General features: G+C 60.7%; 14 protein-coding genes. All 14 read left to right on the top strand.

The features are described 5' to 3' along the window. The first annotated feature begins 239 nt into the window (after positions 1 to 239). The 14 genes from ndk to ACSQ8V_RS10665 all read left to right on the top strand — a co-directional run bounded on the left by ndk (position 240) and on the right by ACSQ8V_RS10665 (position 15,787). Positions 240 to 665, top strand: coding sequence for a nucleoside-diphosphate kinase (gene ndk, locus ACSQ8V_RS10730; protein WP_047897645.1), 426 nt, complete (start codon positions 240 to 242; stop codon positions 663 to 665). 99 nt (positions 666 to 764) lie between these two features. After that, complete coding sequence (rlmN, locus tag ACSQ8V_RS10725) at positions 765 to 1,907, top strand: 23S rRNA (adenine(2503)-C(2))-methyltransferase RlmN (RefSeq protein WP_436205709.1); 1,143 nt, start codon at positions 765 to 767, stop codon at positions 1,905 to 1,907. Positions 1,908 to 2,120: 213 nt separating this feature from the next. Then, positions 2,121 to 3,320, top strand: a complete 1,200-nt coding sequence (locus ACSQ8V_RS10720) for a RodZ domain-containing protein (RefSeq protein ID WP_436205708.1) — start codon at positions 2,121 to 2,123, stop codon at positions 3,318 to 3,320. Between the two features lie 253 nt (positions 3,321 to 3,573). Next, entirely contained in the window at positions 3,574 to 4,893 is a 1,320-nt protein-coding gene (gene ispG, locus ACSQ8V_RS10715) for a flavodoxin-dependent (E)-4-hydroxy-3-methylbut-2-enyl-diphosphate synthase (protein WP_213761522.1), read from the top strand. Between the two features lie 6 nt (positions 4,894 to 4,899). Beyond that, positions 4,900 to 6,246 (top strand): histidine--tRNA ligase, encoded by a 1,347-nt coding sequence (gene hisS / locus ACSQ8V_RS10710; protein ID WP_213761521.1) that lies wholly within the window; start codon positions 4,900 to 4,902, stop codon positions 6,244 to 6,246. A 102-nt stretch (positions 6,247 to 6,348) separates the two neighbouring features. Then, positions 6,349 to 6,978 (top strand): YfgM family protein, encoded by a 630-nt coding sequence (locus ACSQ8V_RS10705; protein WP_213761520.1) that lies wholly within the window; start codon positions 6,349 to 6,351, stop codon positions 6,976 to 6,978. Between the two features lie 161 nt (positions 6,979 to 7,139). Continuing rightward, on the top strand, positions 7,140 to 8,279 hold the full coding sequence (bamB, locus tag ACSQ8V_RS10700) for an outer membrane protein assembly factor BamB (protein ID WP_213761519.1): 1,140 nt from the start codon (positions 7,140 to 7,142) through the stop codon (positions 8,277 to 8,279). Positions 8,280 to 8,765: 486 nt separating this feature from the next. Then, positions 8,766 to 10,103 (top strand): ribosome biogenesis GTPase Der, encoded by a 1,338-nt coding sequence (gene der / locus ACSQ8V_RS10695; RefSeq protein WP_158934623.1) that lies wholly within the window; start codon positions 8,766 to 8,768, stop codon positions 10,101 to 10,103. A 151-nt stretch (positions 10,104 to 10,254) separates the two neighbouring features. Continuing rightward, entirely contained in the window at positions 10,255 to 10,491 is a 237-nt protein-coding gene (gene hfq / locus ACSQ8V_RS10690; protein WP_031356421.1) for an RNA chaperone Hfq, read from the top strand. 29 nt (positions 10,492 to 10,520) lie between these two features. Continuing rightward, positions 10,521 to 11,801, top strand: coding sequence for a GTPase HflX (gene hflX, locus ACSQ8V_RS10685; RefSeq protein WP_213761518.1), 1,281 nt, complete (start codon positions 10,521 to 10,523; stop codon positions 11,799 to 11,801). Between the two features lie 47 nt (positions 11,802 to 11,848). After that, complete coding sequence (gene hflK / locus ACSQ8V_RS10680; protein ID WP_436205707.1) at positions 11,849 to 13,321, top strand: FtsH protease activity modulator HflK; 1,473 nt, start codon at positions 11,849 to 11,851, stop codon at positions 13,319 to 13,321. An 11-nt stretch (positions 13,322 to 13,332) separates the two neighbouring features. Beyond that, the gene (hflC, locus tag ACSQ8V_RS10675) at positions 13,333 to 14,247 is read left to right on the top strand and encodes a protease modulator HflC (RefSeq protein WP_213761516.1); all 915 of its coding nucleotides are present in this window, start codon (positions 13,333 to 13,335) and stop codon (positions 14,245 to 14,247) included. 42 nt (positions 14,248 to 14,289) lie between these two features. Then, positions 14,290 to 14,481 carry a DUF2065 domain-containing protein gene (locus tag ACSQ8V_RS10670; RefSeq protein WP_031356417.1) on the top strand — a complete coding sequence of 64 codons (192 nt, stop codon included), beginning with the start codon at positions 14,290 to 14,292 and terminating at the stop codon, positions 14,479 to 14,481. Between the two features lie 154 nt (positions 14,482 to 14,635). Further along, the gene (locus tag ACSQ8V_RS10665; RefSeq protein ID WP_436205706.1) at positions 14,636 to 15,787 is read left to right on the top strand and encodes an ATP phosphoribosyltransferase regulatory subunit; all 1,152 of its coding nucleotides are present in this window, start codon (positions 14,636 to 14,638) and stop codon (positions 15,785 to 15,787) included. Positions 15,788 to 15,939: the final 152 nt, after the last annotated feature.

The following is a 15,939-nucleotide window of genomic DNA, read 5'->3' as shown; positions in this document are numbered from 1 at the left end:
CAGCCCTTCCCACACCAAATATGGCGCTATATTGCGCCGAAATCAACGATGTTGCTGTGCAGTATGAAGACCGCGAAAATTACCGCGCGTTTCATACCCACGCTGCAATCCGCACTGCAATTCATTCCTTGCTTTGACGCTTACGAAGCCGTAAGGTTTCCATCGCAATCATACAATGCTTCGTGCTACAATTGTCGATTCATTTATATTCGTAACCCGTTCATTTTTTGGAGTTTTTCATGGCGATCGAGCGCACCCTGTCGATTATTAAACCGGATGCAGTGGCAAAGAATGTGATCGGCCAGATCTACAGCCGTTTTGAGCAAGCTGGCCTCAAGATCATCGCAGCTCGCATGGTCCACCTGTCGCGCGCTGACGCGGAAAAGTTCTACGCAGTTCACGCTGCCCGCCCGTTCTTCAAGGACCTGGTCGAATTCATGATCTCCGGCCCCGTGATGATCCAGGCGCTGGAAGGCGAGAACGCCATCCTGACGAATCGCGACCTGATGGGCGCAACCGACCCGAAGAAGGCTGACAAGGGCACGATCCGCGCGGATTTCGCCGACAGCATCGACGCTAACGCGGTCCACGGTTCGGACGCGGCTGAAACCGCACGTCAGGAAATCGCTTTCTTCTTCCCCGAAGTGAACGTCTATTCGCGTTGATTCGGGAGTAGATTTATCGCAGGAATTGGCGCGAAATAGCTGGAGTGCGGCTCAGAACGCGTTCCATTTTTCGCTCAGCAAGGAAATGGCAGAATCGAAATGACAGCTGCAACAGTCAACCTTCTGGACCTCGATGCCGCCGGGCTCGTCGCTTATTGCGACAGCCTGGGCGAAAAGCCGTTTCGCGCCAAGCAATTGCAACGCTGGATTCATCAGTTCGGTGTCGACGACTTCGACGGCATGACGGACCTGGCGAAATCGCTGCGTGAAAAATTGAAAGGGCGGGCAAGCCTGGATATGCCCGCCATCGTCCGCGATCACGTGTCCACAGACGGCACACGCAAGTGGCTGATCGACGTGGGCAACAGCAACGCGGTCGAAACCGTGTACATCCCGGAAGAAAATCGCGGCACGCTTTGCGTTTCGTCGCAAGCGGGCTGCGCCGTGAATTGCCGGTTTTGTTCCACCGGCAAGCAGGGTTTTTCGCGCAATCTGAGCACGGGCGAGATCATCGGCCAGTTGCGCATGGCCGAGTTCGCGCTGCGGGCCTCGAAAAGCGATAGTTACGGCGCACCGAATAACGGCAAGGCCGATCGCGTCGTGACCAACGTCGTGATGATGGGCATGGGCGAACCCCTGCTCAACTACGACGCCGTCGTGCCGGCCATGCGGCTGATGCTCGACGACAACGCATACGGACTGTCGCGTCGCCGCGTGACGTTGTCCACATCGGGTGTCGTGCCCATGATGGACCGTCTCGGCGCGGATCTGCCGGTGGCGCTTGCCGTGTCGCTGCATGCGCCCACTGATTCGCTTCGCGACATGCTGGTGCCGTTGAACAAGAAATATCCGCTGCGTGAATTGATGGCTGCGTGCCAGCGTTACCTGTTGGTCGCGCCGCGCGATTTCGTCACATTCGAATATTGCATGCTCGACGGCGTGAACGACAGCGAAGCGCACGCGCGCGAGCTGGTTGCGCTTACGCGTGATGTGCCGTGCAAATTCAACCTGATTCCGTTCAATCCGTTCCCCGAGTCGGGTTTGACGCGCTCGAGCAACGAACAGATCAAGCGATTCGCGCAGGTGCTGATGGACGCTGGCGTTGTGACAACTGTGCGCAAGACGCGCGGCGACGACATCGACGCAGCATGCGGCCAGTTGGCCGGCGAGGTTCAGGATCGTACGCGGCTGGCCCAGCGCATGGGCAAGTCCGCGAAGGTCATCGAGGTTCGCGCTGTCTGAGCTTCCGGCGGGAGGGTCGTGCTGCCGACCTGCGGCGACTCATTCAGCGGAAAAACCGGAAAATTCGGCAATAAATGATAGAAGACGGCGCACAATGCCGTGCATTTTGTTATAAAGCCGTCTGCAACGCCGACTCGGCTGTGTCCGCGGTGACGCTAAGGTCAGCAACGAAGCTGAACAGCGACAAAAAAGAATCAATGCGAGGAATTTGGGATGAGTGAGCCGCAGCACCCGACGCCTTTCGGCGCTCATAAAGGTGGCCAATCAGGCAGTCAGGCCGGAGCTTTGCCCGGAAGCCAGCCCGAGAACGCCGCGAGCGCCGCCAATACCGCGCCGGGCGGCATTCAGCAGGCAGCGAGTCTTGATTCGGTCGCAGCAGTCGGTGCGCGACTTACGCAGCTTCGCGAAGCGAAGAACTGGTCTCTGGACGACGTATCCGCACGGCTGAAGGTATCGCCGCAGAAGCTGCGTGCGCTTGAGAGCGGCGATCTCAGCCTTTTCCCCGACCGGAATTTCGCGACGGGCATTGTGCGCAGCTACGCGAAAATCATGGGCGCCGATCCGGCTCCGTTCACCGCCGCGCTGCGTCACGCGAACGGTCCGGTCGAGCAGAATTTGTCGTTGCCGGCATCGTCAGGTGCGGGTTTGCCGCGCGGCCGCGTGTCGGTCCCGCTTGGCAGTTCGCCGCGACGCCGGTCCTGGTTATGGGGCGTTGCCGCGGTGATCGTTGCCGTGATTGCGCTCGCCATGTGGCACACGGGTGGGGATTCCGCCGCGTGGTTTGCCCGGCTGAAGGCCAGCGCCAACAATGCAACTCAGGCAACGAACAGCGAAACCAGTGCGAGTTCGTCGGTGGCGGCTACCGACGAAGCAACGGCCAATACGGGTTCGGTTGCGTCGGGTGACGCCGCTACTGAGCCGCCGGCTAATGCAACTGAGGCTCAAGCTCAGGCTGGAACGCAGGCAGGTGCCCAGCCGATGCCGAGCCCGCTAGGTACGAATGCGCTGCCCGCGTCATCGTCCACTATTACGGCCGTTCAGGGCGCCGCCGCACATGCACAAAGCGCGAGCGCTCCGGTGACGGCGCCGTTGGCGAATGCAGCGAAACCGGCGCTATCGGCGGATGCGGCCGTTACCGCGTCAGCGACTGCTTCAGTTGGTACCGGCGCCAACGAACTCGAATTGAAGGTGGCGAGCGATAGCTGGTTCAGCGTGCGCCAGAAGGACGGCAAGGAAGTGTTTTCAGGCCTGGTCAAGGCTGGCAGTGTGCAACGAGTGGCAGGCGACGCGCCGTTCAAGATCACGGTTGGAAATCGGGCAGGCCTCGATTCGCTGACGTTCGATGGACAACCCGTCGAACCAGCCAAATTTGGTCCTGCGAAGGGCAACGTCGCCCGTTTTTCGCTGCCCTGATCTCGCGGCCCCGGGTCGTCCAAGCGTGCATTCGTGCATGATCAGGCCCGCGCCGTTACAGGACGCGGGCTTGAAAGAATTACGCCACACGGCGTGAGGGGCTTTGAGGTCGGTTCTCAGCCTTGACACGGAGTTGTGCGAAGATTTCATCAAGGCGTCGCAAAGGTGGCGGCGCCGTTTTTATGTCCTCGAGTCTCATTCATGTCCAGATACGCGTCACCGTGTGATAGCCGGCGGCGCAAAGGGTCTTTCGATGCAATCCGAAGCTCAACAACCCCTTATTGAAAGCAAGATTTGTTCGTCGGAGCCAGTCTTCGGCGGATCGTGGAAACGGCGCGCATCGCACGCCGTCGACGTCCGCTGGGGCGGCCAGCTCGTGACAATCGGCGGCGATGCGCCCGTGCGCATCCAGTCGATGACGAATACCGATACTGCCGACGCCATCGGCACGGCGATCCAGGTCAAGGAACTGGCGCAAGCCGGATCGGAACTGGTGCGGATCACGGTGAATACGCCCGAAGCCGCAGCAGCGGTGCCCGCGGTACGCGAGCAACTTGACCGGATGGGCGTGACCGTGCCGCTCGTCGGGGACTTTCATTACAACGGTCATACGCTGTTGCGCGACTATCCGGCTTGCGCCGAAGCGTTGTCGAAGTATCGGATCAATCCGGGCAACGTGGGCGCTGGCGCAAAACGCGACACGCAGTTCGCTCAGATGATTGAAGCCGCTGCGCGCTATGACAAGCCGGTCCGGATCGGCGTGAACTGGGGCAGCCTCGACCAGGATCTGCTCGCACGGATGATGGACGAGAACGCGGCCCGTCCCACCCCGTGGGAAGCGCAAAGCGTGATGTACGAAGCGCTGATTCAATCGGCGATCGGGTCGGCGGAACGCGCGGTCGAACTTGGCCTCGGGCGCGACAAGATCATCCTGTCGTGCAAGGTCAGCGGCGTGCAGGACCTGATTGCCGTGTATCGCGAACTGGCCAAGCGCTGCAGCTTCGCATTGCACCTCGGCCTGACCGAGGCGGGGATGGGATCGAAGGGCATCGTGGCGTCGACAGCGGCGTTGTCGGTGCTGCTGCAGGAAGGAATCGGCGACACGATCCGCATCTCGCTTACCCCGGAACCCGGCGGCGCGCGGACCGGCGAAGTGATCGTCGGCCAGGAAATCCTGCAGACCATGGGCCTGCGCTCGTTCACGCCGATGGTGATTGCGTGCCCCGGTTGCGGACGCACCACCAGCACGTTGTTCCAGGAACTGGCGTCGCAGATTCAGACGTATCTGCGCAACGCAATGCCCGAGTGGCGTGATCAATTCCCCGGCGTCGAGAAAATGCACGTCGCGGTGATGGGTTGCATTGTGAATGGGCCGGGGGAGTCGAAGCAGGCGAATATCGGCATCAGCTTGCCGGGATCGGGCGAAAATCCGGCGGCACCGGTGTTTATCGACGGCGTGAAGGTCAAGACGCTGCGTGGCGAGCATATCGCCCAGGATTTCCAGCAAATCGTCAGTGAGTATGTGACGCGGACCTACGGCAAGCGCGAAACCGCGCAGGCAGAAACACTTTAAAGACAGATGACTGAAGTCAAGAAAAAGCTCGAGAAACTGAGCGGCGTGAAGGGCATGAACGACATCCTCCCGCAGGATGCCGCGTTATACGAATTCTTCGAAAGTACCGTCAAATCGATGCTGCGGGCCTACGGCTATCAGCAGATCCGCACGCCTATTCTCGAGCATACGCAGCTGTTTACGCGCGGCATTGGCGAGGTGACGGATATTGTCGAGAAGGAAATGTACAGTTTCACCGACGCGCTCAACGGCGAGCAGCTCACCCTGCGCCCGGAGAATACGGCTGCGGTGGTGCGTGCGTCGATCGAACACAATCTGCTCTACGACGGCCCGAAGCGGCTGTGGTACATCGGCCCGATGTTCCGCCACGAGCGTCCGCAGCGCGGGCGTTACAGGCAGTTCCATCAGGTCGGCGTGGAAGCGCTCGGCTTTGCGGGACCGGACACCGACGCTGAAATCATCATGATGTGCCAGCGCTTGTGGGACGATCTCGGACTCTCCGGTATCCGGCTCGAACTGAACTCGCTAGGCCAGCCGGAAGAGCGCGCAGCGCACCGGAAGGAATTGATCGCGTATCTCGAGCAACATGCTGACGCACTCGACGAAGAATCGAAGCGCCGTCTCTACACCAATCCGTTGCGTGTGCTGGATACCAAGAATCCCGCGATGCAGGAGATTGCGCAGAACGCGCCGAAGCTCGTCGATTTCCTCGGGTCCGAATCGCTCGCGCACTTCGAGGGTGTTCAGCGTTTGCTGAAGGCGAACAACATTCCGTTCAAGATCAATCCGCGTCTCGTTCGCGGCCTCGATTACTACAATCTCACCGTGTTCGAATGGGTGACCGACAAGCTCGGCGCGCAGGGAACAGTGGCGGGCGGCGGCCGCTACGACCCGCTGATCGAGCAACTGGGCGGCAAGGCAACGGCGGCGTGCGGCTGGGCGATGGGTGTCGAGCGCATTCTTGAATTGCTGAAAGAAGAAGATCTGGTGCCGGCGCCGGAAGGAACCGACATCTACGTGGTTCACCAGGGTGAAGCGGCGGCGGAGCAGGCATTTATCATCGCTGAGCGGCTGCGCGATACCGGCCTGGACGTCATCCTGCATTGCAGCCCCGACGGCACGCCGGCAAGCTTCAAGTCGCAGATGAAAAAGGCCGATGCCAGCGGCGCGGCTTTTGCCGTGGTGCTGGGCGAGAACGAGCTGGCGCAAGGCATGGTTGGCGTGAAGCCGCTGCGCAGTGCGTCGGTTGAATCGACGGGTCAAAAGAACGAGCAAGCCACGGTGCCGGTGGAAGACTTGACCGAATTTCTAATCAATGCGATGGTGGCAACCGCCGACGACAGCGCGGACTGATTTGTCGGGCGGCGCCACGCGGGCAAAGCCCGTGCGGCGGCCTGAAACAATGGCGCGCAGCGTTGCGCGTGAACACAAAAGCAGTCAAGGAATACGCAGGGCATGAGCTATCACGAAGAACAAGAGTCGCTTGAAAATCTGAAAGCCTGGTGGGCGAAATGGGGCAACTCCACGACCTGGATTGTCCTCGCGGTGCTCGTCGTCGCGGCGGGCTGGAACGGCTGGAATTTCTGGCAGCGCAGGCAGGCTGCGGAAGCCGCCGTGCTCTACGACCAGGTGCAGCAAGCGGTGGCATCGAGTGACAAGGCAATGGTCACGCGAGCGGCAACGGACATGGAAGACAAGTTCGGCGGCACTGCGTACGCGCAGATGACGGCGCTGGCCGCCGCCAAATCGCTGTACACCGCGGGCGACACTGCAGGGGCTAAAACGCAGCTGCAATGGGCCGCCGACCACGCGAAAGACGCTGAATACAAACAGATTGCGAAATTGCGGCTGTCTTTGTTGCTGCTCGACGAAAAATCCTATGACGCCGGCCTGAAGGTGCTTGCCGATGCGCCGCTTGACGCGTTCAAGGGCGTGGTGTCGGACCGTCGCGGCGACCTGCTGGTGGCCGAAGGCAAGCGCGATGACGCGCGCACGGCTTACAAGGTCGCGCTCGACACGCTGCCGAAGTCCGATACGTCGGCCCGTCAATTGGTCCAGTTCAAGCTGGACGCACTCGGCGGCTAGCGCCGACGGCCGGCCCTAAGGCCGGTCAGCCGACCTCGTCCTTATGCAGGCGTGTTGCTCGCTAGGTTAAAGTCACCGGTTTGCGGCGGTGAATCTAACCCTGGCGACCACCGCGCAGCACACCGATCAACCGATTTCACTTATTCATGTTGCGTCTACCGATGACCTTTCTGAAACGCTACGCTCTCCCGCTCGCTTGTGCGATGACGGTTATGCTCACCGCCTGCGCCACCAAGGACGAGCGCCGCGTGCCGACTCCGCTTGTAGACATCAAGCCGGTTCTCACCGTGGAGCAGGCCTGGAAGGCGAGCGTCGGCAAGGCCGGGCGTTACCTGTTCTCGCCGGTGGCGATTGGTGACTTCGTCTACGCGGCTGGCGCCAACGGCACGGTTGCGAAGATCGATGCCAAGACCGGGCAGGACGTATGGCGCATCAAGCTTAAAGACGATCTGTCGGCAGGCGTGGGCAGCGACGGCAACCTGACCGCGGTCGGTGGCCTGAAAGGCAACGTGTACGTGCTGGGACCGGACGGCAAGCAACTCTGGACGGCAATCGCGCCGGGCGAAATCATCTCGCCGCCGCTGGTCGGCAATGACGTGGTCGTCGTCCGGACGATCGACGGCAAGGTGATTGCGTTCAACGCGCAAACTGGCGAACAGAAATGGATATTCCAGGCGCGTGCCGTGCCGCTCAACCTGCGCGTGGCTGCCGGAATGACGTTCGCCGCTTCCCAGGCGGTCCTGGCGGGCTTCCCGGGCGGTACCTTCGCCGCAATCAATCTGCAGACCGGCGACGCCTACTGGCAGACGCCGGTGTCGTTCCCGAAGGGCGTGACTGAGGTAGAGCGCATCAACGACGTCACCGGCGCACCAACACTGGTGGGATCGGAGACATGCGCGGTGACGTTCCAGGGACGCATTGGTTGTTTCGACGCGAATTCGGGCCGTCCGCAATGGGAAAAGTCGTTCTCGAGCGATAGCGGCCTGGCGCAGGACAATGAAATGGTCGCGGCCGGCGACGACTGGTCGATTGTCAACGGGTTTAGCGGGATCGACGGCGCGCCGCTCTGGAAGAACGACAAGCTGAAGAATCGCATGGTCAGCGTGCCGTTTATCCTGGGCCGCGCGGTCGTACTCGGCGACTATCAGGGATTTGTGCATTTCCTTTCCACGGCAAATGGCGAATTCGTCGGCCGGGCCAAGACCGATGGCAGCGCGATTACGGCTGCGCCGGTGCTGGCGGGCGATACCCTGGTTATCCAGACGCACGACGGTGGCCTGTACGGTTTCCGTCCGCGCTGATGTAATGGTTTGAGTTGATCTGACGTTCTGACGAACGTGCCGGCTTTGCCGGCCGTTCGTGTTTTTTCGGACTTTTTTGTTTTTTGAGTCCGCGTCGTGCGAATAGAATCGATTCATCAAGGCTGCGCGTGAAGGATCATCGTGCGGCAAATAAGCGCACAAGCAGCATATAAGCAGGTCAGGCAACGTTACAAGTAACAACAGGCATCGGGATTCCGGCAGCAGGATTATGCAAGCCGGTCCACACCTTCGGGTGACGTTGCCCGATCGATCATGTCGTTTGGCGGAGCGCTCAGCGCGTTCCACATGCGCTTCAAACGCCATGAACGTGGAATATCGCTGCACGCCGCGGTCTCCGCCGAAACCGTGCTAATTTTTGACACATCGCCGGGCCACGCACACTCGCGGCTCGCCGTTTCCGGACTTTTATCCGGCGCGCGCCGGGCCGGAATCATCCGCCTTGCGTTCAACTGTGAACACCATCTGATGAAACCCGTAATTGCCCTCGTGGGGCGCCCCAATGTGGGGAAATCGACGCTTTTCAACCGCCTGACCCGTTCGCGCGACGCACTCGTCGCCGACTTGCCCGGCCTTACCCGTGACCGTCACTATGGCGAAGGCCGGGTAGGCGACCGGCCTTATCTGGTGGTCGACACCGGTGGTTTCGAACCGGTCGCGAAAGACGGCATCCTGCACGAAATGGCTCGCCAGACCCGCCAGGCGGTGGAGGAGGCCGATGTGGTCGTCTTCATCACCGACGGCCGCAACGGGCTCGCACCGCAGGACAAGGCGATTGCGGACTACCTGCGCAAGAGTGGCCGGCCGCTGTTCCTCGTGGTCAACAAGGCCGAGGGCATGAAATACAGCGCGGTCGCCGCCGACTTCTATGAACTGGGCCTCGGCGACCCGCGTGCCATCTCTGCCGCGCACGGCGACGGCGTCTCGGAAATGATCGATGACGCGCTCGAGATTGCGTATGCCGGACAGCCGGAAGAAGACCCCGAAGAAAAAGCGGCGCGCGGCGTGAAAATCGCCATCGTGGGACGCCCGAACGTCGGCAAGTCGACGCTGATCAATGCGTTGGTCGGTGAGGAGCGCGTGATCGCGTTCGACATGCCCGGCACTACGCGCGATTCCATCTATGTTGATTTCGAGCGAAGCGGCCGCAAATACACCCTGATCGATACAGCTGGGTTGCGCCGTCGCGGCAAGGTGTTCGAGGCCGTCGAAAAGTTCTCGGTGGTGAAGACGTTGCAGTCTATTTCCGACGCTAACGTAGTGATTCTGCTGTTGGATGCACAGCAGGACATCTCGGACCAAGATGCACATATTGCGGGATTCGTGGTCGAGCAGGGACGTGCGCTGGTGGTAGGGGTCAATAAGTGGGACGGATTGGACTCGCATGTGCGCGAGCGCACCAAGGCCGACCTTACGCGCAAGCTCAAGTTTTTGGACTTTGCTAAATTTCATTACGTGTCGGCGCTGGAAAAGACCGGCATCAGCCAACTGATGAAATCGGTGGATGATGCCTACGCCGCCGCCATGGCCAAGTTGCCCACGCCGAAGCTCACGCGCGCGTTGATCGACGCGGTTGAATTTCAACAGCCGCGCCGCCGCGGACCGATTCGTCCGAAGCTGCGTTACGCGCACCAGGGTGGACAGAATCCGCCGATCATCGTCGTGCACGGAAATGCCCTCGACGCGATCACCGACACCTATAAACGTTATCTCGAAGGCCGCTTCAGGGAAACTTTCGGGCTCGTGGGGACTCCATTGCGCATAGAGTTCCGTTCGAGCGCGAACCCTTACGCGGACAAAGGCTGAACCCCGCGTGCACCAAGCGTTTCGCCGGATTTTCGATGGCCGTGGCGCGCTGGTGCGAAAATGAAAATCGGCTATAGTGTAGCGATTGACGACGGATCTCTTTTTCTTCGTCGCAATCACATCAACCTGCAAAAATAATACGGAGTTTGCTATGAGCAACAAAGGGCAATTGTTACAAGACCCGTTTTTGAACGCACTGCGAAAAGAGCATGTGCCTGTATCGATCTACCTGGTCAACGGCATCAAGCTGCAAGGCAATATTGAATCGTTCGACCAGTACGTCGTGTTGCTCCGGAATACGGTTACCCAGATGGTCTATAAGCACGCCATTTCGACGGTCGTGCCGGCGCGTCCGGTGAATTTCCACCCGGATGCAGAGACGCCCTAAACCTCGTTGCGCCCGGTGTCACGGCATGAATGAACGTGCTAATTCACCGGTCGCTTCAAAATGAAAACATTGATTTGATCAACGCAGCGCTTGTCGGTGTCGACTTCGGAAAAATCGATTTCGATGCCAGTCTCGAAGAACTCAGTCTGCTCGCACAAAGTGCGGGTGCCCATCCCGCCGTCACCCTGACCGGTCGCCGTTCCAGTCCCGATGCCAAGATGTTTGTCGGCAGCGGCAAAGTCGAAGAGCTGCGCCTCGCGTGCGAAGCCAACGACGTGGAACTTGTCATTTTTAATCACGCTCTCGCGCCCGCGCAGCAACGCAATCTGGAAGGCGCGCTGGAACGGCGCGTGATTGACCGCACCAGTCTTATCCTCGACATTTTCGCCCAGCGTGCCCGCAGTCATGAAGGCAAGCTGCAGGTCGAACTCGCGCAGCTCACCTACTTGTCCACGCGACTGATCCGTGCGTGGACTCACCTTGAACGGCAGAAGGGCGGTATCGGTTTGCGCGGCCCGGGTGAGACGCAGCTTGAAACTGACCGCCGTTTGATTGGCGAACGGATCAAGGCGCTGAAGGCGAAGCTGAAGAAGCTGCAACGTCAGCATGGCACGCAGCGCCGCCAGCGCGGGCGCAACCGGACTACCTCAGTGTCGCTGGTTGGCTATACGAACGCGGGCAAGTCGACGTTGTTCAACGCGTTGACGAAAGCGCAGGCGTACACGGCGGACCAGTTGTTCGCCACGCTCGATACCACCTCACGCCGGGTTTATCTCAGCGAGGAAGCAGGGCAGGCCGTGGTGTCGGATACGGTCGGCTTCATTCGCGACCTGCCTCACCAACTGGTCGCGGCTTTTCGTGCGACGCTTGAGGAAACCGTTCAGGCTGATTTGCTGCTGCACGTGGTGGATGCATCGAGCATGGTGCGGCTCGATCAGATCGACGAGGTGAACAAGGTGCTGAGCAGCATTGGCGCCGACGGCATTCCGCAGATCCTCGTTTTCAACAAGATCGATGCGGTGCCTGAGCTGGCGGCCCGTGGCGACTCAGTTGAAAGGGATGAGTATGGTAATATTTTGCGCGTCTTTTTGAGCGCGCGAACGGGTCAGGGACTCGACGCGCTGCGCGCGGCCATCGCCGAATTTGCGGCTTCCGAACCCAAAGATAACAACGAGTACACGGAACTTCCGGACGGCACAATCGTGCCGGAGTCCATGGATAGCACATCCGACGACGGAACCACGCTACCGGAAGACCACCGGTCAGCCGACGAAAGTGATGACCGCAAGGTCCCCGAGCACGGGCACTGATCTGTTCCGATTTGCATTGACCCGGCTGTCTAATGGTGAATCACCGAGTGAACGACTACAACGAGCGGAGTAACCGGCAGCTTTCGCATGCCGTCTTTTCGATCAACGACCCGCGCTGGGGGCGGGGCGACGGCAATGGCGACGGCAAAAGCCAGGACCAGAAGCGTCCGCAGGAACAAAAGCGCCCATCGAAGGACAAGGATGGTGAGGGCCCGCCGGATCTCGACGAAATGTGGCGCGACTTCAACAAGAAGCTCGCCGGCCTGTTCGGCAAGAAAACGCCTGGCGGCGGTCCGCGTACCGACAACGGCCGCGGCGCCAAGATCGGCATGGGCATTGTTGTCGGCGTATTGATCGCGATCTATCTGGGCAGCGGCGTATTCGTCGTACAGGACGGCAATGTGGGTGTCGTGTCGCGCTTCGGAAAGTATGAAGAGTCGGACGACCCGGGCATCCATTGGCGTCTTCCGTATCCGTTCGAATCGCACGAGATCGTCAATACGTCGCAGATTCGTTCGATCGAAGTCGGGCGCAACAACACCGTGACCCAGGCCAACGTTCGTGACGCATCGCTGCTGACGCACGACGCGGATATCGTCGAGGTGCGGTTTGCCGTGCAGTATCAGATCAGGTCGGCGACCGACTATCTGTTCCGCAATGCCGATCCCGAGCAGAACGTGACGGAATCGGCGCAAGCCGCGATTCGCGAAATCGCGGGCACGCACAGTACCGACGACCTGCTTTTCAAGGATCGCGAAGCATTGCGCGCGAAGCTTGTCGACACCATCCAGGCATCGCTTGATTCGTACAAGACGGGCTTGCAGGTGACCGGCGTGACCATCGAGAGCGTGCAGGTGCCGGCGCAGGTTCAGCCGGCCTTTGAAGATGCCGCGAAGGTGCGCCAGGACAACGAGCGCGCGGTCGACACCGCGAAAGCCTACGCAGATCAACTGTTGCCGCGCGCGAAGACCGACGCGGCGCGCATGATCGACGATGCGAAGGGCTATAGCAACCGGGTCGTTTCGCAGGCGCAAGGCAATGCCGAGCGCTTCAAGCAGGTCTACGCAGAATATTCGAAGGCGCCGGCAGTGATTCGTCAACGCATGTATCTGGACACAATGCAGCAGATCTATTCGCGTGCGACGAAGGTGTTCGTCGACAGCAAGAGTTCGAACAATGTGGTGTACCTGCCGCTCGACAAGCTAGTCGATGCAAACCGCCAGAACGCGGCCGCAGCCGCTGTGGCGTCGGGCGCGTCAGGTGTTGCTGCAGGGACGGTGCCTTCGGGCGCAAATCAACCCGTCGGCGCCTCGCCTACCGGTGTGATCGGAGGGGCTATTACGCAGGACGCGCGCGCCGAAAGCGCATCGGCGGCTTCGGCCGTCACTGCCCAGTCCGCCGCTCCCGCCAGCGCTGCGGCTTCTGCTGCCGCCTCGGGTGCCGCCGCGCAGTCGTCGGGTGACCCATTGCGTTCGCGCGATGCGTTCCGTTCGCGTTCGCGCGAAGACGACACGCAATGAGGAGCGCGATCATGAATCGAATTATTGCGCTCGTCGCTGCCGTGGTGGTGGTGTTGTTCATTGGCTCGTCCATGATGTTCGTGGTCGACGAACGTCATGCCGGCGTGGTCACCGCACATGGCGGCGACACGCCCACGCTTGTCACGCCCGGCCTCCATTTCAAGCTGCCGCCGCCGTTCCAGACGCTGACGCTGATCGACACCCGTACGCTCACGCTCGACGAAGCAGGCTCGGACCGTTTCAATACGTCGGACAAGAACGAGGTGATCGTGAATACGGTCATCAAGTATCGCGTGGCCGATCCGCTCAAGCTGTTCGAAAGCAACGAGAAGAACACGCAGACGGCGCAGGACCGGCTGGCCGCGCTCACGCGCACGGCATTGACCTCGTCGTTCACGAAGCGTTCGCTGACGGACGTGCTCGGTGAGCAGCAGGCTATTGCGACCGAAGCGCAGAAGGCGATCGAGCAGCCGGCAGCGGCGTTCGGCGTGGAACTCGTCGACCTGCAACTGACGCGCATCGACTTTCCGCCGGCGGTGGCCGATTCGGTCTACAAACGCATGATCGCGGCGCGCCAGCAAGCGGCGGCCGAGGAGCGCGCGAAGGGGACGGCCGACGCCGATGCGCTGAAAGCGAGCGCAGAGCGCCAGCAGGAAGCCATTCTTGCCGATGCCTACAAGGAAGCGCAGACCATCAAGGGTGAGGGTGATGGCCGAGCTGCGTCCATTGCCGCCGATGCATACGGCGTCGATCCGCAGTTCTACCAGTTCTATCAAAGCCTCGAAGCGTATAAAAAGACTTTCAATGCCGGTGACGTGATGGTCGTCGATCCGAGCAGCGATTTCTTCCGCTTCATGCGCAGCCCCAATGGTGCTGCGCCGAGCGGCGCCGATGCCACCACCCCGGCGCTCGCGCGCAAGCGCTGAGCGTCCAAGCGTCGCGGCGAGAGCCGCGACGCCTTCAATCGAATGGATATGGCTGCATCGTTACTGCTCGCGATTGCGTTGATGCTGATTATTGAGGGGATGTTTCCGTTCGTCTTCCCTAACTCCTGGCGCGACACGTTCCGCCGGATCGCGCAACGGCCGCCGCACCAGATTCGTATCGGTGGGCTGATCGCCATGGTGCTTGGCGTTATCCTGCTGATTATTGCGACGTGACCATTGCAACGTGATCATTGCACCATGATCGTCGCGACGTGAAAACTTCAAAGCGGGTCGACTTGTAGTCTCCGGTCGCCCATAGACTCAAAGCTTGCGCTCACTCGCGGCAATCATCACCGCCGCGCTCAAGCGCTCCGTAGGAAACGCATCGATGTCCACCTGGTTACTCCCCGAGAATATCGCCGACGTCTTGCCGTCCGAGGCTCGCAAGATTGAAGAATTGCGCCGTCGGCTGCTCGACCGTTTTCGTTCGTACGGCTACGAACTTGTCATGCCGCCCATGCTCGAGTATCTCGAGTCGTTGCTCACCAGCGGCGGCAGCGACCTGAACCTGCGCACGTTCAAGCTCGTTGATCAATTATCCGGCCGAACGCTCGGCCTGCGCGCTGACATTACGCCGCAGGTCTCGCGTATCGACGCGCATTTGCTGAATCGCCAGGGCGTGACGCGCCTTTGTTACGCGGGCAATGTGCTGCACACGCGCCCGCGCGGTCTGCACGCTACACGCGAGCAGATCCAGATCGGCGCGGAAATCTACGGCCATGCGGGACTGGAAGCGGATCTCGAGATCCAGCAACTGATGCTGGACTCACTGCGTCTGAGCGGCCTCGATAAAGTGCGCCTCGACCTGTGCCACGCGGGCGTTTTGTCGGCGTTGCTGGATCTGGAGCCGGCTGCTGCGGTGCTCGGTGAAGCGCTGTTCGACGCGCTCGGCGCGAAGGATGTGCCGCGCCTGAACGAACTTACGGCCAAGCTTGGCGATGTCACCCGGGACGCATTGCGCGCGTTGCCTTCGCTGTATGGCGACGCTTCCGTGCTCGACGAAGCTCGGGCTCGGCTGCCGAATCTTCCGGTGATCGGCCGGGCGCTGGACGACCTCGCGTTCCTCGCGGCCCAGGCGAACGGAGCCGAGCTGATGATCGATCTCGCCGATCTGCGCGGTTACGCGTACCACAGCGGCGTGATGTTCTCGGCGTACGTCGATGGCGTGCCGAATGCGGTGGCGCGGGGTGGCCGTTACGACCATGTCGGCCAGGCCTACGGCCGTGCGCGCCCGGCAACCGGCTTCTCGCTCGACCTGCGCGAAGTCGCCCGCATTTCCCCCGTCGATGCCCGCGGCAGCGCGGTCCTCGCCCCGTGGAAGCATGACGAACCGCTGCTCGCGGCAGTCGCGCAATTGCGCGATGCGGGCGAAGTGGTGATTCAGGCGTTGCCCGGTCATGACCATGATCTCGACGAGTTCGCGTTCGATCGCGTATTGGTCGAGCGGGACGGAAAGTGGGTCGTAGAGGCCCGTTCCTAGCGGTTTTGCGGTTTGCCGGCGCGTTTTTTATGGGTGCGCAGCTGCAAACCGCGGACAAAATTTCTGCCAGATCCGATCGGTGCAAAATCGATACGCGTTCGCAAATACCGGGAAAAACTCGGAACCTTCCGCGAACATAGGTAAAATGCTTT

The sequence above is a fragment of the Caballeronia sp. LjRoot31 genome, assembly GCF_964253885.1.
Lineage (GTDB): Bacteria > Pseudomonadota > Gammaproteobacteria > Burkholderiales > Burkholderiaceae > Caballeronia.
Note: the sequence above shows the minus strand (reverse complement) of the source record. Positions and strands in the feature narration are given on the sequence as shown.

Excerpts from the sequence above, each read along its gene's own strand:
- ndk (WP_047897645.1), top strand. The coding sequence starts at position 240 with ATGGCGATCGAGCGCACCCTGTCGATTATTAAACCGGATGCAGTGGCA.
- rlmN (WP_436205709.1), top strand. The coding sequence starts at position 765 with ATGACAGCTGCAACAGTCAACCTTCTGGACCTCGATGCCGCCGGGCTC.
- ACSQ8V_RS10720 (WP_436205708.1), top strand. The coding sequence starts at position 2,121 with ATGAGTGAGCCGCAGCACCCGACGCCTTTCGGCGCTCATAAAGGTGGC.
- ispG (WP_213761522.1), top strand. The coding sequence starts at position 3,574 with ATGCAATCCGAAGCTCAACAACCCCTTATTGAAAGCAAGATTTGTTCG.
- hisS (WP_213761521.1), top strand. The coding sequence starts at position 4,900 with ATGACTGAAGTCAAGAAAAAGCTCGAGAAACTGAGCGGCGTGAAGGGC.
- ACSQ8V_RS10705 (WP_213761520.1), top strand. The coding sequence starts at position 6,349 with ATGAGCTATCACGAAGAACAAGAGTCGCTTGAAAATCTGAAAGCCTGG.
- bamB (WP_213761519.1), top strand. The coding sequence starts at position 7,140 with ATGACCTTTCTGAAACGCTACGCTCTCCCGCTCGCTTGTGCGATGACG.
- der (WP_158934623.1), top strand. The coding sequence starts at position 8,766 with ATGAAACCCGTAATTGCCCTCGTGGGGCGCCCCAATGTGGGGAAATCG.
- hfq (WP_031356421.1), top strand. The coding sequence starts at position 10,255 with ATGAGCAACAAAGGGCAATTGTTACAAGACCCGTTTTTGAACGCACTG.
- hflX (WP_213761518.1), top strand. The coding sequence starts at position 10,521 with ATGAACGTGCTAATTCACCGGTCGCTTCAAAATGAAAACATTGATTTG.
- hflC (WP_213761516.1), top strand. The coding sequence starts at position 13,333 with ATGAATCGAATTATTGCGCTCGTCGCTGCCGTGGTGGTGGTGTTGTTC.
- ACSQ8V_RS10670 (WP_031356417.1), top strand. The coding sequence starts at position 14,290 with ATGGATATGGCTGCATCGTTACTGCTCGCGATTGCGTTGATGCTGATT.
- ACSQ8V_RS10665 (WP_436205706.1), top strand. The coding sequence starts at position 14,636 with ATGTCCACCTGGTTACTCCCCGAGAATATCGCCGACGTCTTGCCGTCC.